Below are 18728 nucleotides of genomic sequence, written 5' to 3'. Positions count from 1 at the left end.
AAAAATAAGTCCTATACTCGGAAGGGGATTGAAAATGAGCAAACTTCAAGTTCAAGATTCAGCAGTTTTTGCAGCGATCCAAGATGAATTAAAACGTCAACAAACGAAAATCGAGTTAATTGCTTCTGAAAACTTTGTTAGTGAAGCAGTTATGGAAGCTCAAGGTTCAGTATTAACGAATAAATATGCGGAAGGTTATCCTGCAAAGCGCTATTACGGCGGTTGTGAGCATGTTGATGTCGTGGAAAATTTAGCGCGTGACCGTGCGAAAGAAATTTTCGGTGCTGAGCATGCGAACGTGCAGCCTCACTCTGGTGCACAAGCGAACATGGCTGTTTATTTCACTATTTTAGAACATGGCGATACGGTTCTAGGAATGAACCTTTCTCACGGTGGTCATTTAACGCATGGTAGCCCAGTGAACTTCAGCGGCGTACAATACAATTTCATCGAATATGGCGTTGATAAAGAAACACAAATGATCGATTATGAAGATGTGCGTCAAAAAGCAATCGACAATAAGCCGAAATTAATCGTCGCTGGTGCGAGTGCTTATCCGCGTGCGATTGATTTCGCGAAATTCCGTGAAATCGCTGATGAAGTAGGCGCATACTTAATGGTCGATATGGCTCACATTGCTGGTCTCGTTGCAGCGGGTCTTCACCAAAATCCAGTGCCATATGCAGATTTCGTGACAACAACAACTCATAAAACACTTCGCGGGCCTCGCGGCGGTATGATTCTTTGTAAAGAAGAGTTTGCGAAGAAAATTGACAAATCGATTTTCCCTGGTATCCAAGGTGGTCCACTTATGCATGTCATCTCGGCTAAAGCTGTAGCGTTTGGTGAAGCGCTTGATCCAAGCTTTAAAGAGTATGCTCAAAATATTATCGACAATGCGAAACGTCTAGGCGAAGGATTAGCAAAAGAAGGCATCAATCTTGTATCAGGTGGTACAGATAACCACCTTTTATTAATCGACCTTCAATCTCTTGGTTTAACAGGAAAAGTAGCTGAACATGTACTTGATGAAGTCGGCATCACAGCGAATAAAAACACGATCCCATTCGATCCGGAAAGCCCGTTTGTCACAAGCGGTATTCGTATCGGAACAGCGGCGGTGACTTCTCGCGGCTTTGATTTAGAAGCAATGGACGAAGTAGCTTCTATTATCGCTGACACATTGAAAAATCATGAAGATGAAGCGACACTACAAAAATCTAGCCAGCGTGTAGCAGATTTAACGGCGAAATATCCATTATATAATTAAACACTTTAAGCACCCGGTTTTACTCGGGTGTTTTTTTGTACTATAATTAATGAAAAATGTATAAACGCTGTCCGTTGCCTATGCGTTTTTTTGCCGTTAGCGTGATAGTGGCTAAGTGAGCATTTTTGTGAAAACATAAGATACATAAAGATAAGGGAGCGATTACTTTGGCAAAAGTATATGTGTTTGACCATCCATTAATTCAACACAAATTAACAATGATTCGTGATAAAAATACAGGAACAAAAGAATTTCGTGAGCTTGTGGACGAGATTGCGACGCTTATGGCGTTTGAAATTACACGTGACTTGCCTTTGCAGGAAGTAAGTATCGAAACACCTGTATGCGAAGCCAATACGAAAGTGCTAGCAGGTAAAAAATTAGGGATCGTGCCGATTTTACGTGCGGGTATTGGTATGGTTGAAGGAGTGTTAAAATTAATTCCTGCGGCTAAAGTAGGACATGTTGGCTTGTACCGTGATCCAGAAACATTAACGCCGATTGAATATTATGTGAAGCTTCCATCCGATGTAGAAGAGCGTGACTTTATCGTTGTAGATCCGATGCTTGCTACAGGGGGTTCCGCTGTCGAAGCGATTAACTCTTTAAAGAAGCGCGGTGCGAAAAACGTGAAGTTTATGTGCTTAGTTGCTGCCCCTGAAGGAGTAGAGGCGATGAAAGAAGCACATCCAGATGTAGATATTTATATCGCCGCTTTAGATGAGAAGTTGAATGAAAAAGGCTATATTGTACCAGGTCTAGGTGATGCGGGAGACCGTCTGTTCGGAACAAAATAAGGAAAAAGGTAGGTACATAGATAATGAATCGCCCAATTAAAGTGATGACGATTTTTGGCACGCGACCGGAAGCAATTAAGATGGCGCCGCTTGTTCTTGAATTGCAAAAATACCCGGAACATTTTGAGTCGATTGTGACCGTAACCGCGCAACATCGTCAAATGCTTGACCAAGTTCTTGAAATCTTTAACGTACAACCTGACTATGACTTAAATATCATGAAAGATCGCCAAACACTCATTGACGTGACGACGCGAGGGTTAGAAGGTTTGGATCGCGTCATGAAGGAAGTGAAGCCAGATATCGTACTTGTTCATGGTGACACAACGACAACTTTCATCGCGAGCTTAGCTGCTTTTTACAATCAAATTGCTGTTGGTCATGTGGAAGCAGGCTTGCGTACTTGGAATAAGTATTCTCCATTCCCAGAGGAAATGAATCGTCAACTAACAGGTGTTATCGCTGACCTTCATTTCTCACCAACCGATCAAGCAGAACGCAATTTGCTAAATGAAGACAAGAAAGCAGAAGCGATTTTCGTCACAGGAAACACAGCGATTGATGCGTTGAAAACAACGGTGAAAGAAGAATACAGCCACGAAGTGCTGGAGCGTATTGGTAATGACCGTCTGGTGTTAATGACCGCTCACCGTCGTGAAAACCTTGGACAACCGATGCGCAATATGTTCTCAGCAATTAAGCGCCTTGTTCAAGAAAATAGTGATATTCAAGTCGTGTATCCTGTTCATTTGAATCCAGCGGTTCGTGAAATTGCTGATGAAATCCTTGGCAATGATCCGCGTATTCACTTAATTGAACCACTTGATGTGATTGATTTCCATAACTTTGCATCGAGAGCACACCTGATTTTAACCGATTCTGGCGGAGTGCAAGAAGAAGCGCCATCACTTGGTGTACCGGTGCTCGTATTGCGCGACACAACCGAGCGTCCTGAAGGAATCGAAGCAGGTACATTAAAGCTTGCAGGTGTTGAAGAAGAAACGATTTACGAATTAGCGACGGAACTATTAACAAACAAAGTCGAATACGAGAAAATGGCGAAAGCCTCTAACCCATATGGCGATGGAGAAGCATCTCGCCGCATTTGCGAATCGATTCGCTACCACTTTAAAGCAACTGATCAAAAGCCTGAACGATTCTAAGTATCTAGATAAAAGCGACCTCAACCTAGTTGACGTCGCTTTTATCATTGTTTGTGAGGAATGCTGAAAAAGGTCGCTTTTCCCCGATAGATTGTTAGAATTCCTCGATCAGATGCGAGGAAAAAAGTCACGTTTCTTCTATATTATAAGAAAATCTTATAATAATCCCTATTTTTTGATCATTTTGTGAAAATTTCGTTACAAATTGTGATCTTTTTCACTCTAAACACATTGACATTGAAAAACCCCTATTGTATGCTAACAAAGGGTAAGGAACTAACTTTGTAATCGTTTTTGTAATGTCAAGAAACCATTCTAGAGCTGAGGTGTTTTCGCATGACAAGTCGAAAAAGCCCTTTTCGAGCAATGGCCTTGTACAGTTCCATTCTAGCACAGTTAACAGGTTCAATCCTCATCGGGATATTTGCTGGACGCTGGCTTGACGGAAAATGGAACACTGACCCACTTTGTTTAATTATTGGACTGCTATTGGGTTTAACCATTGGCATTTTTTTAATGTTACGATCAGTCCGCTATTTTAATTCGGGAGATTAATTTGTTATGCCGGAACTCCAGCACACATTTTCAAGGCACCGAAAGTACATAATCTACTTGCTCTCCATTTTCGTCTTCTGCTGGGGAATTACGCCCTATAAGCCTGTATTCGCAGGCCTCATCCTTGGGACAAGCATAAGTTTTTTCAACCATTGGTTAATGGTGAATCGAATGAACCGTTTTAGCAATGCCATCGATAAAGGTGAGAAAGTGAGATCGCTTGGCACTTTATCTAGAATGGCTTCAGCGGGATTAGCTGCGCTCATTGCCTTACGCTACCCTGAGCACATCCATATTATTTTCACAGTTTTGGGATTAATGACATCCTATTTTGTCATTATGATAGATTTTTTCATTCATTTTTTAATAAATAAAACCGGGGAAGAGAGGTGAAAAAAGTTGCATCATAAAAATCCAACGTTTACATGGGAAGTTTTTGATGGCTTTTCACTGACATTTAACTTAGCCAACATGTTGATGATTACAGTGGCTAGTGCGATTGTCTTTCTTATTGCAGTCATCTCTACAAGAAAGCTAGCCATGAAGCCGACGGGGTTACAGAACTTTTTCGAGTGGATCATGGACTTCATAAAAGGGATTATCCAAAGCAATATGGACTGGAAAACAGGGGGACGATTTCATGCCCTTGGATTAACAATATTCCTTTATGTTGCGGTATCCAACTTTTTGGGGCTTCCATTTTCAGTTGTGTATAATGACACGCTTTGGTGGAAATCGCCAACAGCAGATCCAGTCATTACATTAACACTTGCTGCAATGGTTGTTGGCTTAACACATTATTATGGAATTAAAATGAAAGGCTTCAGCGAATATGGGAAGGGTTTCTTCCGTCCGATGGGGTTCTTATTCCCATTGAAAATCGTTGAGGAGTTTGCCAACACGCTCACTCTTGGTCTCCGGCTTTACGGAAACATCTTTGCAGGTGAGATTTTGTTAGGTTTACTAGCAGGAAGCTTGGCAACAGGAGTAGGCGGTCATATTGCCGCTATCATTCCGACACTTGCTTGGCAAGGATTCTCATTATTTATCGGCGGAATCCAGGCGTTTATCTTTACTATGTTAACAATGGTTTATATGGCCCACAAAGTGAGTCAAGACCATTAATTATAATTAGTTCATTTTTATGAACAGAACTATGTAAAAAATATTTTATTCATACATTAAAAGGAGGAAATTTTACAATGACAGGTTCAATTGGTCTATTAGCAGCAGCAATTGCAATTGGTTTCGCAGCACTTGGTGCAGGTATTGGTAATGGTTTAATCGTTTCAAAAACAGTTGAGGGTATCGCTCGTCAACCAGAAGCTCGCGGTATGCTTCAAACAACAATGTTTATCGGGGTTGCATTAGTTGAGGCGATTCCTATCATCGCAGTAGTTATCGCATTCATGGTTCAAGGTCAATAATAATTTAAAAAACGACTGTTTCACTATTGTCATAAGAAAGATTGCTACATAGGCAAGCTTTGTATATGTTAATTAGTCTGGTCGTCAAAGCTCGATCATAAAAACAGCTAAAGGTGTTATTTTTAACACTAGAAGCCAAATTATATTTCGGGATTTTGTTCCAAATGGCGAAGATCATTCCAAGCGAACCTTCGCCATTCCTTTATGTTCAATCTTTAAAAAAGCATTTCGTTTAATCGAATCTTCTCTGATTTAAGAGGGGATTGAGACTCTTGAAGGGAGTGAAGTAGGCGTGTTAGCAAACGCATTTGTACTTGGTTCATCCACCGGCTTTAACGGCGGAGATATTTTGTTCCAATTAGTGATGTTTATCGTTTTACTTGCGTTGATTAAAAAATTCGCCTGGGGTCCACTTATGGGGATCATGCAAGAGCGTGAACAACATATTGCCTCAGAAATCGAATCAGCTGAAAAAAGTCGTGTAGAAGCTAATAAATTATTAGATGAAACACGTGCTGAATTAAAAGCATCTCGCCAAGAAGCACAATCAATCATTGAAAATGCGAAGAAAATCGGCGACGATCAAAAGAACGAAATTATTGCTGCTGCTCGTGCAGAAGCAGAGCGTTTGAAAGAGTCTGCGAAGATGGAAATCGATCAGCAGAAAGAACAAGCGTTGGCAGCGGTTCGCGAACAAGTCGCCTCACTTTCTGTTTTAATTGCTTCTAAAGTAATTGAAAAAGAATTGAGCGCAGCGGATCAAGAGAAATTAATCAACGAGTACATTAAAGAGGCAGGGGAAGAGCGATGAGTAACTCCGTAGTAGCTAAGCGCTATGCGTTAGCTCTTTTCCAAATCGCCAAAGAACAAAAGCAACTAGATGCAATTGAAGAAGAACTTCGTGTAGTGAAAGCCGTATTTACGGAAAGCAAAGAGCTTCTTCCTTTGTTACAATCACCAAAAATGACAATCCAGCAAAAGAAAGCTCTTTTGCAGTCAGCATTTACTAATGCTTCATCTTATACTGTGAATCTGTTGATGCTTTTAACCGAGCGTCATCGTGAAGAGCATATTACGGATGTAGTAGATGCTTACATACAATTAGCAAACGAAGAGCGCGGAGTGGCAGAAGCAACAGTTGTGTCTGTTCGTCCATTAACTGAGACGGAAGAAGCAGCAATTTCTGCTCAATTCTCCAAAAAAGTTGGTAAGCAGTCATTAAAGATTACTAATGAAGTTGATGCTAATTTGTTAGGTGGACTTAAAGTGCGCATCGGTAACCGTATTTATGACGGCAGCCTTCGCGGTAAGCTTGATCGTCTAGAAAAGCAATTAGTTGTTAACTAATATATGAATACGTATGTCATTAATCTAAGTGAATTAATAGCTGATTATTAATTCCTTATTGACCACTAATATATGAGGGGTGAAATTCATGAGCATCAAAGCTGAAGAAATCAGTGCGCTGATTAAAAAGCAGATTGAAAACTTCCAGTCCGATATGAAAGTAAGCGATGTTGGTACAGTTATCCAAATTGGTGACGGTATCGCTCGTGCTCATGGCCTCGACAACGTCATGGCTGGAGAGCTTCTTGAGTTCTCAACTGGTGTCATGGGTATGGCACAAAACTTAGAAGAAAACAACGTAGGTATCGTTATCCTTGGACCTTACAAAGATATTCGTGAAGGCGATGAAGTTCGTCGTACTGGACGCATCATGGAAGTTCCAGTAGGAGAAGAATTAATCGGACGCGTTGTTAACTCTCTAGGACAGCCGGTTGACGGTCTTGGCCCAATTAACACAACAAAAACTCGTCCAATCGAAAGCCCAGCAACAGGGGTTATGGATCGTAAATCCGTTCATGAGCCATTACAAACAGGTATTAAAGCGATTGACGCTCTTGTACCAATCGGTCGTGGACAACGTGAATTGATCATCGGTGACCGCCAAACAGGTAAAACATCTGTAGCGATCGATACAATTCTTAACCAAAAAGATCAAGATATGGTTTGTATCTATGTAGCGATCGGCCAAAAAGAATCTACTGTTCGTAATGCGGTAGAAACTCTTCGTAAGCACGGTGCACTAGATTACACAATCGTAGTAACAGCATCTGCATCACAACCAGCTCCACTGTTATTCCTTGCTCCTTATGCTGGGGTAACAATGGGTGAAGAATTCATGTTCAACGGAAAACATGTACTGATTGTATATGATGATTTATCAAAACAAGCAGCAGCATACCGTGAGCTTTCCTTATTATTACGTCGTCCTCCAGGTCGTGAAGCTTACCCTGGTGACGTTTTCTACTTGCATTCTCGCTTATTAGAGCGTGCAGCGAAATTAAATGATACATTAGGTGCAGGTTCAATCACTGCTCTTCCATTCGTTGAAACACAAGCAGGCGATATCTCTGCTTACATTCCAACGAACGTTATCTCAATCACTGACGGACAAATCTTCTTACAGTCTGACCTATTCTTCTCAGGTGTACGTCCTGCGATCAATGCCGGTCTTTCTGTATCTCGTGTAGGTGGATCCGCTCAAATTAAAGCGATGAAGAAGGTTGCTGGTACACTTCGTCTAGACTTAGCAGCATACCGCGAACTAGAAGCATTTGCTCAGTTCGGTTCTGACCTTGATAAAGCGACTCAAGCAAAATTAAACCGTGGTGCGCGTACAGTTGAAGTATTAAAGCAAGACTTGAACAAACCACTTAAGGTTGAAAAACAAGTTGTTATCCTTTATGCATTAACACGCGGCCACTTAGATGATATTCCTGTAACGGATATTCGCCGTTTTGAAGATGAGTTATTAAGCTGGTTAGATCACAACCATACAAATGTGTTAGAACATATTCGCACAACGAAAGAGCTTGCTTCTGATGATGAAATGAAAGCAGCAATCAACGAGTTCAAAAAGACGTTTGCGAAATCTGAATAATTTTTCGGAATCTTTGAAAGTGGGAAAGGATCTTTAAAGGTCCCCCCTTTCATTACTTCTAACATTAAAAAGGGTGGTGAGAACCAGTGGCATCGTTACGCGATATAAAGACTCGGATTACTTCTACTAAAAAGACGAGCCAAATCACAAAAGCGATGGAAATGGTTTCCGCTTCTAAATTAAACCGTGCAGAAACAAATGCAAAGAAATTTGTTCCTTACATGGAGAAAATTCAGGAAGTGGTCTCATCCATTGCTCTTGGAAGCAAAGATGTAACACATCCGATGCTCATCTCCCGCCCCGTTAAGAAAACCGGGTATTTGGTAATTACCTCTGACCGCGGTTTGGCGGGAGCATACAACAGCAGCATTCTTCGTCTTGTCAATAACTTGATTCAAGAGCGCCATAAGTCCAAAGATGAGTATGTTATCATCGCCGTTGGTCGTATGGGCCGTGATTTCTTCAAAAATCGCGGAATGAATGTTGTACTAGATATTGCAGGACTTCCTGATCAGCCTTCTTTCTCTGATATTAAAGCGATTGTGAACAAAACAGTCGGCATGTTTGCTGATGGTACATATGACGAACTGTATATGTACTACAGTCACTTTGTTAGTGCGATCCAACAAGACGCAACAGAGAAAAAAGTATTGCCATTGACGGATATTGCAACTTCTAGCAAATTAACATCTTATGAATTTGAACCATCTGCTGAAGAAATTTTGGAAGTCTTACTTCCTCAATACGCGGAAAGCTTGATTTACGGTGCTTTACTTGACGGTAAAGCAAGTGAACATGCGGCTCGTATGTCAGCGATGAAATCAGCAACAGATAACGCGAAAGAATTAATCGATTCTTTAACGCTTCAATACAACCGTGCACGCCAAGCAGCGATCACTCAAGAAATCACAGAGATCGTCGGCGGAGCGGCAGCTTTAGAGTAGCATAGAAAAGCGGAGCCGACTGTTCAGGCACGCCAAGCAAATGTTCTGGCGCTGAAAAGGCGACAGTCTTGTAAGCGACAGGTTATTTGACTCGAGTGTCTAGGAGGCGCAGCTGGACAATGAGAAAAGCGAAGCTGACTGTTCAGACACGGCAGGCATAATAGACAATAAGAAAAAAGGAAGCGGCTGTAGCATCGAAGTTACAGTCCCTTTCAAAGCACTCAAGTAGTGAAAAGCTAGTTAGGAGGGAAAGAAATGAACAAAGGACGCGTTCTTCAAGTTATGGGTCCAGTTGTTGACGTTAAGTTCGAAAGCGGTCAACTTCCTGACATCTATAACGCGTTAAAAGTGCAAATCCCTGCACAAGCGGGTAAAGAAGCTTCCGAGTTAACCTTGGAAGTAGCGGTTCATTTAGGTGATGATACAGTACGTACGATCGCAATGGCTTCTACTGATGGATTACAACGTAACACAGAAGTATTAGACATGGGTCACGCAATCTCTGTACCAGTTGGAGATATTACTCTTGGACGTGTATTTAACGTACTAGGTGAAACAATCGACTTGAACACTGATCTTCCTGCTGATGCACGTCGTGATGCTATTCACCGTCAAGCGCCTACATTTGATCAGCTTTCTACAGAAGTTGAAATCCTTGAAACAGGGATCAAAGTAGTAGACTTACTTGCTCCATACATTAAAGGTGGTAAAATCGGTCTATTCGGTGGTGCCGGTGTAGGTAAAACGGTATTAATTCAAGAATTAATCAACAACATCGCACAAGAGCACGGCGGTATCTCTGTATTCGCCGGTGTTGGTGAGCGTACTCGTGAAGGAAATGACCTTTTCCACGAGATGAGTGATTCTGGAGTTATCAAGAAAACAGCCATGGTATTCGGACAAATGAACGAGCCACCAGGCGCACGTATGCGTGTAGCTTTAACAGGATTAACAATGGCGGAATACTTCCGTGATGAGCAAGGGCAAGACGTATTATTCTTTATCGATAACATCTTCCGTTTCACGCAAGCAGGTTCTGAGGTTTCTGCCCTATTAGGCCGTATGCCTTCTGCCGTTGGTTACCAACCAACACTTGCAACAGAGATGGGTCAATTACAAGAGCGTATCACGTCTACAAACGTTGGTTCTGTTACATCGATCCAAGCGATCTATGTACCAGCCGATGACTATACAGATCCGGCTCCAGCAACAACATTTGCTCACTTAGATGCAACTACAAACCTTGAGCGTAAACTTTCTGAGATGGGTATTTATCCTGCGGTGGATCCATTGGCTTCCTCTTCACGTGCCCTTTCACCAGAAATCGTAGGCGAAGAGCATTATAGTATTGCACGTCAAGTACAGCAAACATTACAACGCTATAAAGAACTTCAAGATATCATCGCGATCCTTGGTATGGATGAGCTTTCAGAAGATGACAAGCTTGTCGTACAACGTGCGCGTCGTATCCAGTTCTTCTTATCACAAAATTTCCACGTAGCTGAGCAATTTACTGGCCAAGCAGGTTCTTATGTACCAGTTAAGGATACAGTTCGCGGATTTAAAGAAATTCTTGAAGGCAAATACGATAATCTTCCAGAAGATGCTTTCCGTCTAGTTGGCGGCATTGAAGAAGTTGTAGCTAAAGCTAAAGAGATGGGTGTAGAGGCATAATAAGGGACCAGGGGGTTAAGCAATGAAGACAGTTAAAGTCAGTATCGTCACTCCTGACGGCCCAGCGTACGAATCGGAAGTGGAAATGGTTAGTGCTAAAGCTCAAAGCGGTGAGCTAGGCATTTTACCAGGCCATATTCCGATGGTCGCTCCTTTACAAATTGGCGCTGTCCGTTTAAATAAAGGCGCTGGCAAACCAGATTTGGTAGCAATTAGCGGCGGCTTTTTAGAAGTTCGTCCAGACCAAGTGACGATTTTAGCACAAGCTGCTGAACAAGCGGAAAATATTGATGTTGCGCGGGCGAAAGAAGCGAAAATGCGCGCTGAACGTCGACTTAGCGAAAAGAAAGAAAATGTAGATTTTAAGCGTGCTGAATTAGCATTAAAACGGGCAATTAACCGAATTGAAGTCTATGAAGGCAGAATGTAATAATCAAAAACCTTCCGAATAAGGAAGGTTTTTGATGTATCATCAATAAAGTGAAACTTCAATCAGTGGGGGTTTTCTTCATCCCCCACTGATTGTTAGTTGAACGGATCGGGCGTTTACGGGCTGTTGATCTCCCACCTACATGTCTGTGCTTCTTCTACCATGTTGAGATGGGGGATCTTACAGCCCGTTAATGCGGGATAAAATAAGCACCCTACTTTTTTCATAAAAACTGGAGGTGTATGGAATGATTTCTGATTTTGGACAAGAGGCATTGATCAGTATTTTGTCTCATATTGTATTTATTGGTTTGTCTTTTTGGGCGCTACAAGCTGTCCGATATGAACAAATAATCAAGGCAAATCACGTGTTTCAAGCAAGATTGTTATTTATTTTGTTATCGATTGCGATCGGATCTGCGGTTAGCAATTTCTTCCTTGATTACTTCTTATGGTCCCGCCAATTGCCACTGTTATTTCAATAATTTTTTTCGAAATGTATATAGATAGTACTTCTTTCACGTTGAATTTTTTTTGATTTTGTATATGATTTTTTTAGAGAGATTTTCTGTTTCCATCTAAGTGAATCATTGAACAAGGTGAAGTCGATTTCTCTGATCATTTGTCGCTTTAATTCTCGTATGTTTCTTATCTACTAGGTCATACTAGCAGGTAAGGAGATGAGTAGAATGAAAATGAGTAGAGCGATTAAATGCCTTGTACTAATTGGTTTCATCATCACTGTTTACGGGAATAGCACTATTGCGGAGTCTGATTCTAATCACTTATTGCGGCTGACAGAAGATGTGCAAAAGGAGAATGGACACATTGAAGAGTGGACCGTACATACGCGTGAACGTTTAAACAAGCAAGAAATGAAGAAGGTAGCTTTGAAACTTCAAGAATACTTATCTGAGTGGACATTTACAGCGGATGAGAAAGATGACAAAGAAGTTTTCTCTGCTAGTCATTCAACAGGAAAGCTACGTCAACAGTTTCAGATCGTATCTACAGGCCAACAGGAGGGTCATTATTTTCTTCTCTATACAGTTATTTCTACAGATGAGGATCAAATAAGAACATTTATGAAAAGGGAATTTGCGAAAAATTATTCACAATTTTTCCAAGAATCTACTCGAGTTTTTACTTGTATTAAAGGAAGTTTTGATGGTACACTTAAAGGAGTTTTGTCGAAGCAGTTTTCTGGATTAATTAACGGCTGGAAAGCAAAGAAATTGGAAGTTGTTTCTGAAGAGAATTTTTATTCTTTATCAGCGTACTCAGAGCATTTCAATCAAGGCCTTCCGTTGCCATCACATCAAATGAATGTGCAAATTGGGTTAAGAAAAAACAGATCGGGCGCTAAGACAAACTTTGTTATAGGCACACCGATCATCACGACTGAATATTAATATATAAATTGGACGCGGAGGGGAATACCTTGGATAAAATTATCGTCCGCGGCGGACAAAAGTTAAGTGGAACTGTGAAAGTAGAAGGTGCAAAAAATTCAGTTCTACCAGTAATCGCCGCTACCTTATTAGCTAGTAAAGGAAAGAGTGTGATTCGGGATGTACCGACTCTCTCTGATGTATATACAATAAATGAAGTTTTACGCCATTTAAATTGTCATGTATCATTTGAAAACAATACAGTAGTTGTTGATGCATCTGATGAATTATTCGTTGAGGCGCCTTTTGAATATGTACGCAAAATGAGAGCGTCTGTACTAGTCATGGGTTCATTGTTAGCGCGTACGGGTAAAGCTCGTGTAGCGCTTCCTGGAGGCTGTGCGATTGGTTCACGTCCAATTGATCAGCATTTAAAAGGATTTGAAGCAATGGGTGCTGTCGTTCGTGTGGAAAATGGTTTCATTGAAGCAGAAGTGAGCAAGCGATTAAAAGGTGCTAAAATTTATTTAGATTTCCCAAGTGTAGGAGCAACCGAAAATATTTTGATGGCTGCTGCATTAGCGGAAGGTACAACAGTGCTTGAGAACTGTGCAAAGGAACCGGAAATTGTTGATTTAGCGAACTTGTTAAATAAAATGGGTGCAAAAGTGATCGGTGCTGGTACAGGAACGATTCGTATTGAAGGTGTGGAAGAACTTCATGGGGCAGACCACGCGATTATTCCTGACCGCATTGAAGCAGGCACATTTATGACAGCTGCAGCGATTACAGGCGGAAACGTACTTATTCAAAATGCTGTTCCTGAACATATGTCTTCTTTAATTGCTAAGATGAAAGAAATGGGAGTGCAAGTGATTGAAGAAGCAGAAGGACTTCGTATTATTGGACCTGAAAAACTAAAAGCAGTCGATATTAAGACGATGCCTCATCCAGGCTTCCCGACAGATATGCAGTCGCAAATGATGGCATTAGCATTGAAAGCGGAAGGCACAAGCATGATTACAGAAACAGTATTTGAAAACCGTTTTATGCATGTAGAGGAATTCCGTCGCATGAATGCTAATATTAAAATCGAAGGTCGTTCCGTTGTGATCAATGGACCTGCGACAATTCAAGGAGCAGAAGTAGCTGCAACGGATCTTCGTGCGGCCGCGGCTTTAATCGTAGCTGGATTAATTGGAGATGGCTATACTCGTGTAACTGAGTTGAAGCATTTAGATCGTGGATATGTAAACTTCCATGGCAAATTGGCGGCACTTGGTGCAGATATTACACGTGTGAGCGAAGAAGAAACAGTGGCTGAAAAAGTCGTGACGGATATTAACGCTTAATGATGATGAAGAGTCTAATTCCTTATAAGGAGTTAGGCTTTTTTATTTTGGTATAAGTTTTAATACTATTGATATTATTATACGGAACACCTCGTTTTTATTCATAAAAAAGGAATATTTTTTCGGGATAATCCTTCATTACTAACCATATTTATACTATTGAGCCGTTTGCTCAATTTATGGATGGAGGCCTCGGATTAATGGAAAAACAGCGCCACTCTTTATGGTTTATTATTGCTGCTCTATTCTTTACAGCCATCGTCATTCCTTCCTTGCTTGTCCTCACCTTTTCTCCTAAAGAAGAAGAGGAGGTTGCGATGAAAGAGACGAACAAGACGACACCGAATGCCCCTGCTGAAGAACCTGCGGTAGAAGTGGCCGTATTTCGTTCAAAAAGCCAACAAATAGAGAACTTCCCACTAGAACAATATGTTGCAGGCGTGGTTGCTGCTGAGATGCCTGCAGAGTTTGAAAAAGAGGCTCTCAAGGCACAAGCGTTAACGGCAAGAACATTTATTATTAAGCATATGACGAATGGAAAAACAGTGAGCAAAGGCCAAGCCCATGTAACCGACACGGTCAATCATCAAGTGTTTAAAACGAAAGATGAGCTGAAAAAGATATGGGGCAACGACTTTTCGTGGAAATGGAAAAAGATTAATGAAGCTGTGAAAGAAACAAAGGGAGAAATTATCACTCACGATGGAGCGCCCATTACCGCTTCTTTTTTCTCAACAAGCAACGGGTACACGGAAAATTCTGAGGACTATTGGGGTCAACCGCTTCCTTATTTAAAAAGTGTGAAGAGTCCGTGGGATGAACACTCGCCCAAATATCGCACGCAATTACAATTACCCCTTAGTGAATTTGAACGTAAGCTTGGTGTCTCTATTAACGAAGGTCAGGAAGCAGGAACGATTATGGAACGAACGTCAGGACAGCGGATTGCGAAAGTGAAAATTGGTAACAAGGAGCTTTCCGGCAGAGAAGTACGGGAAAAACTTCAATTGCCTTCCTCTGATTTTAGCTGGATAGTGAAAGATGATGAGGTGATTATTTCAACGAAAGGTTATGGCCATGGCGTGGGTATGAGTCAGTATGGAGCAAATGGCATGGCGAAGGAAGGGAAAAATCACCAACAAATTATTCATCATTACTATCAAAAAATAAAGATAGATAAAGTCGATCAATATGTAAACGAAATAATGACTGTAAAAAAATAACTCCTTATTGCCTAGCAGACAACAAGGAGTGTTAAGAGCTTACCCAATGGCTGAATTTGTGCATCCATCGATGAATTCGGCTAGAGGGTTGTTGAAAATATTTATAGTTAACGAGTAAGTAGCAAATAAGTACCCCTGTCACATCTTTAATGGCGTCAATGACGGAGGCGGAGCGATACAGAATAAACGCTTGGTGAATTTCATCAATGAGCCCGTAGAAGCAAGCGATGAGAGCAGCCGCTAAATTCGTCGCGCTCGTAAACCGACTGTTGGCTAACAAAGCATTGACCATCAATCCATATAACACGGCAAATTCAATTAAATGAAGAGATTCTTTAAACAAACGGTCTAGTTGGTTTTGTGGGAGCGAGAGGATGGCATCATGAGGCAAACTAGACATGATCCAAACAGCGATTATATAAACGAAAGGGGCTATTGTGGACAAGCCTCTTGCTATCATTTTCATACGTATCACCACCTTTTATAAACAATTTTATCATGTTTTATTTTGAACTTTTTTAAGTTTTGTGGCATTTTTTTTACGTTTTGAGGAAAAATAAAAAATTTCCAAATGACGATGTATAGTTTTGTAGGAATCTGTTCACACTGGTTGTTGAGGTGATGAACATGAGAAAGGGAGAAAAGAAGCCAATCCCCCAAAAAATTCAGCAATTTTTCAAGAAGCGTTGGGTATTTCCAGCTGTCTACTTAATGAGTGCCGCACTATTAATTTCAGGGATTATCTGGTACCAAATGGCTGGAGTAGACAAGGAGCAAGGGTTTGAGACGCAAGAAAATATTTTTAACGAAGGAGAATTTGATCAGCCGGCGGAAGAAGTGAATTCTACTGTAGAAGAAATGATTAAGCCAGTGAAGAATGCTGACAAAGCAGTTATCAAGACGGGCTTTTACGAAGAGAATGCATCTGAAAAAGAACAAGAAGCTTCTCTGGTGATCTACAATAATACGTATCAGCCGAATACAGGCATCGCGTTTGGCATGAAAAAAGATCAAACATTTGAAGTTGTCGCAGCTTTAAGCGGTAAAGTCACAAAAGTAATGGAAGATTCCTTGCTTGGTAATGTCATTGAAATTGAGCATGCGGATGGAATTGTCACAACTTATCAATCTGTGAAAGACATGAAAGTAGCAGAAGGTGACACTGTTTCCCAAGGCGACGTTATCGCCAAAGCAGGAAAAAGCCTATTCAACGAACAAGCAGGCATCCACGTTCATTTTGAAGTGCGAAAAGACCAAATGGCTTTAAACCCGCAAAATTTCTTCGGTAAACCACTATCAGCCATCGAAGAAGCAGAAACGAAAGATCAAAAAACAACGTCGGAAATGAACGATACAGAAGCGACGGATGAAACAAAAGGAACAGAAAACCCAGATAGCGGAAATGAACAATTAAAAGATAAAAGCAGCTCATAATGGGCTGCTTTTCGTATGCTTATGACAATGATTGTTGGAAATGATCATGCAAGTCGGATTTCCAACAAAATCGTGGGTTCTGATGCCTCCTGTCCGCTGTTCACGAGCAAGATCAGTCGGTAAAGAGGAGAAATTAGTCGGTAAATCGCTCAAATCAGTCGGCAAAAAGGGGAAATTAGTCGCTACCCGCCAAAAATCAGCCCCCCTTACCCCCCTAATCAGTCCTCTCCCCTATTACACCCTACATCTCTCCAAAATCTAAACCACTTTCCTGAGCATATTTTGGAAAACATATCATATAGTGTTAATAATACCTGTACAAAGAAAAAGGGATTGTTTGAGGTGAGGGATCGTTAGACGAAAAAATACCTATTAGCAATCAGAGCAGACTAGTTGCCGAACAAAGTTCCGTGTGAGGTGCCACATACGGATCAATATGATTACATTCAAGAGAAAGCGAGTCTCATTTCACATGTCTCACATCCAATGAGGGAGGCGAGCGGTGTGCACGATTACATCAAGGAGAGAACAATCAAGATCGGAGAGTATATCGTGGAGACGAAAAAAACAGTGCGAGTGATTGCCAAAGAATTTGGTGTGTCAAAAAGTACAGTTCATAAAGACTTAACCGAGCGATTGCCAGAGGTTCATCCAGAATTGGCTCAGCGTGTGAAATCTATTCTCGAATATCACAAGTCGATTCGGCACCTTCGCGGCGGAGAAGCAACGAAGAGGAAGTATGCCAAAGAAGAAGCGGTTCAATGAGAGAACTTCGTATATTTGCAGGAAAATAAATCTGCCACTACTGGCGGATTTTTTGATGTATGCTGTTGTGAAATGTTGAACAAGTCTAATTGACTAGGTCTCCACGCTGGATAAGTCGTTTTCATGACATAAAAAATTTACAAATTGCCCTCAATTTTGGTCAAAATGTGCTAAAATAAAAAATTGGGAAACTAAAACTTGTATCGTGTGATAATTGACATATTCATAACAGCAAAATAAATTAAAAAGTTTTGAGGAAAAGGGGACTATCTGAATGATTGCAAAAGATATTGGCATTGATTTGGGAACAGCAAATGTTTTGATTCATATGAAGGGGCAAGGAATCGTATTAAATGAGCCGTCAGTCGTAGCCATTGATAAAACGACAAATAGAGTACTTGCCGTAGGGGAAGAAGCACATCGAATGGTTGGAAGAACGCCAGGAAATATTGTTGCGATTCGTCCATTGAAGGATGGCGTGATTGCTGATTTTGATATTACAGAAGCGATGCTTAAGCACTTTATGAATAAATTAAATGTGAAGGGGCTTATGTCAAAGCCGCGCATCTTAATTTGCTGTCCAACAAATATTACGAGCGTGGAGCAAAAAGCGATTCGTGAAGCAGCCGAAAAAAGCGGTGGTAAAACAGTTTATTTAGAAGAAGAACCAAAAATAGCAGCGGTTGGCGCGGGCATGGACATTTTCCAACCGAGCGGAAACATGGTAGTAGATATCGGTGGCGGAACGACAGACGTCGCTGTATTATCAATGGGATCGATCGTAACGTCTGCCTCTATTAAAATGGCTGGTGACAATTTTGATATGGAAATTCTCAACTATATTAAGAAAGAGTATAAGTTGTTAATCGGGGAAAGAACAGCGGAAGAGATTAAAAAGAATATTGCTACTGTATATCAAGGCAGCCGCAATGAGGAAATGGAAATTCGCGGCCGTGACATGGTTTCTGGACTTCCGCGTGTGTTAACTGTTTATTCGAAAGAAATTGAATTGGCATTAAGAGAGTCGATTGCCGTCATTGTACAAGCTGCCAAAGATGTACTAGAACAAACACCGCCAGAACTATCAGCCGATATTATCGACCGTGGGGTCATTTTAACTGGTGGAGGAGCTCTTCTTCATGGTCTTGACGTCCTTCTTGCGGAAGAGTTAAAGGTACCTGTATTAGTAGCGGATAATCCGATGGACTGTGTGGCGATTGGTACGGGCATTATGCTTGAAAACATGGACAAAATCTCTAAGAAGAAATTAATCTAAACTTAACAGCTAGGAACGAGATGGATGAACCATCTCGTTTTTTTGTGTGAAAAATTAACTGACTTCCTCGTAGATTATTTTATT

Annotated in this window: 21 protein-coding genes; 20 read left to right on the top strand and 1 reads right to left on the bottom strand. The window is 41.1% G+C overall.

The genetic code is table 11. The features are described 5' to 3' along the window. The first annotated feature begins 34 nt into the window (after window positions 1-34). The 17 genes from glyA (at window position 35) to spoIID (ending at window position 15169) form a co-directional block, all read left to right on the top strand. Window positions 35-1270, top strand: a complete 1236-nt coding sequence (gene glyA / locus WDJ61_RS17275; RefSeq protein WP_338751997.1) for a serine hydroxymethyltransferase — start codon at window positions 35-37, stop codon at window positions 1268-1270. Window positions 1271-1437: 167 nt separating this feature from the next. Further along, window positions 1438-2067, top strand: a complete 630-nt coding sequence (upp, locus tag WDJ61_RS17270) for a uracil phosphoribosyltransferase (RefSeq protein WP_338751995.1) — start codon at window positions 1438-1440, stop codon at window positions 2065-2067. Window positions 2068-2090: 23 nt separating this feature from the next. Then, window positions 2091-3230 carry a non-hydrolyzing UDP-N-acetylglucosamine 2-epimerase gene (wecB, locus tag WDJ61_RS17265; protein WP_338751993.1) on the top strand — a complete coding sequence of 380 codons (1140 nt, stop codon included), beginning with the start codon at window positions 2091-2093 and terminating at the stop codon, window positions 3228-3230. 336 nt (window positions 3231-3566) lie between these two features. Beyond that, window positions 3567-3785, top strand: a complete 219-nt coding sequence (locus tag WDJ61_RS17260) for an AtpZ/AtpI family protein (RefSeq protein ID WP_338751991.1) — start codon at window positions 3567-3569, stop codon at window positions 3783-3785. A gap of 6 nt (window positions 3786-3791) precedes the next feature. Further along, on the top strand, window positions 3792-4178 hold the full coding sequence (locus WDJ61_RS17255) for an ATP synthase subunit I (RefSeq protein WP_338751989.1): 387 nt from the start codon (window positions 3792-3794) through the stop codon (window positions 4176-4178). 6 nt (window positions 4179-4184) lie between these two features. Further along, complete coding sequence (gene atpB / locus WDJ61_RS17250; protein ID WP_338751987.1) at window positions 4185-4910, top strand: F0F1 ATP synthase subunit A; 726 nt, start codon at window positions 4185-4187, stop codon at window positions 4908-4910. An 89-nt stretch (window positions 4911-4999) separates the two neighbouring features. Beyond that, window positions 5000-5212, top strand: a complete 213-nt coding sequence (gene atpE / locus WDJ61_RS17245) for a F0F1 ATP synthase subunit C (RefSeq protein ID WP_338754829.1) — start codon at window positions 5000-5002, stop codon at window positions 5210-5212. A 292-nt stretch (window positions 5213-5504) separates the two neighbouring features. Next, window positions 5505-6023, top strand: a complete 519-nt coding sequence (locus WDJ61_RS17240) for a F0F1 ATP synthase subunit B (RefSeq protein WP_338751984.1) — start codon at window positions 5505-5507, stop codon at window positions 6021-6023. Beyond that, the gene (locus WDJ61_RS17235; RefSeq protein WP_338751982.1) at window positions 6020-6559 is read left to right on the top strand and encodes a F0F1 ATP synthase subunit delta; all 540 of its coding nucleotides are present in this window, start codon (window positions 6020-6022) and stop codon (window positions 6557-6559) included. Before WDJ61_RS17240 ends, WDJ61_RS17235 begins: the two co-directional genes overlap by 4 nt. Before the next feature lie 88 nt (window positions 6560-6647). Further along, a complete protein-coding gene (gene atpA, locus WDJ61_RS17230; protein ID WP_338751980.1) occupies window positions 6648-8156 on the top strand; it encodes a F0F1 ATP synthase subunit alpha in 1509 nt (502 codons plus the stop codon). An 86-nt stretch (window positions 8157-8242) separates the two neighbouring features. Next, complete coding sequence (locus WDJ61_RS17225; protein WP_338751978.1) at window positions 8243-9100, top strand: F0F1 ATP synthase subunit gamma; 858 nt, start codon at window positions 8243-8245, stop codon at window positions 9098-9100. Window positions 9101-9355: 255 nt separating this feature from the next. Next, on the top strand, window positions 9356-10774 hold the full coding sequence (gene atpD, locus WDJ61_RS17220; RefSeq protein WP_338751976.1) for a F0F1 ATP synthase subunit beta: 1419 nt from the start codon (window positions 9356-9358) through the stop codon (window positions 10772-10774). Window positions 10775-10796: 22 nt separating this feature from the next. Beyond that, entirely contained in the window at window positions 10797-11204 is a 408-nt protein-coding gene (locus tag WDJ61_RS17215; protein WP_338751974.1) for a F0F1 ATP synthase subunit epsilon, read from the top strand. 247 nt (window positions 11205-11451) lie between these two features. After that, entirely contained in the window at window positions 11452-11688 is a 237-nt protein-coding gene (locus tag WDJ61_RS17210; protein WP_338751973.1) for a DUF1146 family protein, read from the top strand. 204 nt (window positions 11689-11892) lie between these two features. After that, entirely contained in the window at window positions 11893-12615 is a 723-nt protein-coding gene (locus WDJ61_RS17205) for a YwmB family TATA-box binding protein (protein ID WP_338751972.1), read from the top strand. A 29-nt stretch (window positions 12616-12644) separates the two neighbouring features. Continuing rightward, window positions 12645-13946 (top strand): UDP-N-acetylglucosamine 1-carboxyvinyltransferase, encoded by a 1302-nt coding sequence (gene murA, locus WDJ61_RS17200; RefSeq protein ID WP_338751971.1) that lies wholly within the window; start codon window positions 12645-12647, stop codon window positions 13944-13946. 200 nt (window positions 13947-14146) lie between these two features. After that, on the top strand, window positions 14147-15169 hold the full coding sequence (gene spoIID, locus WDJ61_RS17195) for a stage II sporulation protein D (RefSeq protein WP_338751969.1): 1023 nt from the start codon (window positions 14147-14149) through the stop codon (window positions 15167-15169). 31 nt (window positions 15170-15200) lie between these two features. Here spoIID and WDJ61_RS17190 read toward each other — a convergent pair whose 3' ends face one another. Beyond that, window positions 15201-15635, bottom strand: coding sequence for a VanZ family protein (locus tag WDJ61_RS17190; protein WP_338751967.1), 435 nt, complete (start codon window positions 15633-15635; stop codon window positions 15201-15203). A 161-nt stretch (window positions 15636-15796) separates the two neighbouring features. Between WDJ61_RS17190 and WDJ61_RS17185 the strand changes: the two genes are divergently transcribed. The 3 genes from WDJ61_RS17185 (at window position 15797) to WDJ61_RS17175 (ending at window position 18644) form a co-directional block, all read left to right on the top strand. Continuing rightward, window positions 15797-16603: a M23 family metallopeptidase gene (locus tag WDJ61_RS17185; protein WP_338751964.1), complete on the top strand. Its 807-nt coding sequence runs from the start codon at window positions 15797-15799 to the stop codon at window positions 16601-16603. A gap of 504 nt (window positions 16604-17107) precedes the next feature. After that, on the top strand, window positions 17108-17368 hold the full coding sequence (gene spoIIID, locus WDJ61_RS17180; protein ID WP_141212772.1) for a sporulation transcriptional regulator SpoIIID: 261 nt from the start codon (window positions 17108-17110) through the stop codon (window positions 17366-17368). Window positions 17369-17642: 274 nt separating this feature from the next. Continuing rightward, window positions 17643-18644: a rod shape-determining protein gene (locus WDJ61_RS17175; RefSeq protein WP_338751956.1), complete on the top strand. Its 1002-nt coding sequence runs from the start codon at window positions 17643-17645 to the stop codon at window positions 18642-18644. Window positions 18645-18728 lie beyond the last annotated feature (84 nt).

It is taken from the genome of Bacillus sp. FJAT-52991, from assembly GCF_037201805.1.
Taxonomy (GTDB): Bacteria; Bacillota; Bacilli; order Bacillales; family Domibacillaceae; genus Bacillus_CE; species Bacillus_CE kandeliae.
Note: the sequence above shows the minus strand (reverse complement) of the source record. Positions and strands in the feature narration are given on the sequence as shown.

What these genes read in the sequence shown, in the direction of transcription:
- glyA (WP_338751997.1), top strand. Translation starts at nt 35, where the DNA reads ATGAGCAAACTTCAAGTTCAAGATTCAGCAGTTTTTGCAGCGATCCAA.
- wecB (WP_338751993.1), top strand. Translation starts at nt 2,091, where the DNA reads ATGAATCGCCCAATTAAAGTGATGACGATTTTTGGCACGCGACCGGAA.
- WDJ61_RS17260 (WP_338751991.1), top strand. Translation starts at nt 3,567, where the DNA reads ATGACAAGTCGAAAAAGCCCTTTTCGAGCAATGGCCTTGTACAGTTCC.
- WDJ61_RS17255 (WP_338751989.1), top strand. Translation starts at nt 3,792, where the DNA reads ATGCCGGAACTCCAGCACACATTTTCAAGGCACCGAAAGTACATAATC.
- WDJ61_RS17235 (WP_338751982.1), top strand. Translation starts at nt 6,020, where the DNA reads ATGAGTAACTCCGTAGTAGCTAAGCGCTATGCGTTAGCTCTTTTCCAA.
- atpA (WP_338751980.1), top strand. Translation starts at nt 6,648, where the DNA reads ATGAGCATCAAAGCTGAAGAAATCAGTGCGCTGATTAAAAAGCAGATT.
- atpD (WP_338751976.1), top strand. Translation starts at nt 9,356, where the DNA reads ATGAACAAAGGACGCGTTCTTCAAGTTATGGGTCCAGTTGTTGACGTT.
- WDJ61_RS17215 (WP_338751974.1), top strand. Translation starts at nt 10,797, where the DNA reads ATGAAGACAGTTAAAGTCAGTATCGTCACTCCTGACGGCCCAGCGTAC.
- WDJ61_RS17210 (WP_338751973.1), top strand. Translation starts at nt 11,452, where the DNA reads ATGATTTCTGATTTTGGACAAGAGGCATTGATCAGTATTTTGTCTCAT.
- WDJ61_RS17205 (WP_338751972.1), top strand. Translation starts at nt 11,893, where the DNA reads ATGAAAATGAGTAGAGCGATTAAATGCCTTGTACTAATTGGTTTCATC.
- spoIID (WP_338751969.1), top strand. Translation starts at nt 14,147, where the DNA reads ATGGAAAAACAGCGCCACTCTTTATGGTTTATTATTGCTGCTCTATTC.
- WDJ61_RS17190 (WP_338751967.1), bottom strand. Translation starts at nt 15,635, where the DNA reads ATGAAAATGATAGCAAGAGGCTTGTCCACAATAGCCCCTTTCGTTTAT.
- WDJ61_RS17185 (WP_338751964.1), top strand. Translation starts at nt 15,797, where the DNA reads ATGAGAAAGGGAGAAAAGAAGCCAATCCCCCAAAAAATTCAGCAATTT.
- WDJ61_RS17175 (WP_338751956.1), top strand. Translation starts at nt 17,643, where the DNA reads ATGATTGCAAAAGATATTGGCATTGATTTGGGAACAGCAAATGTTTTG.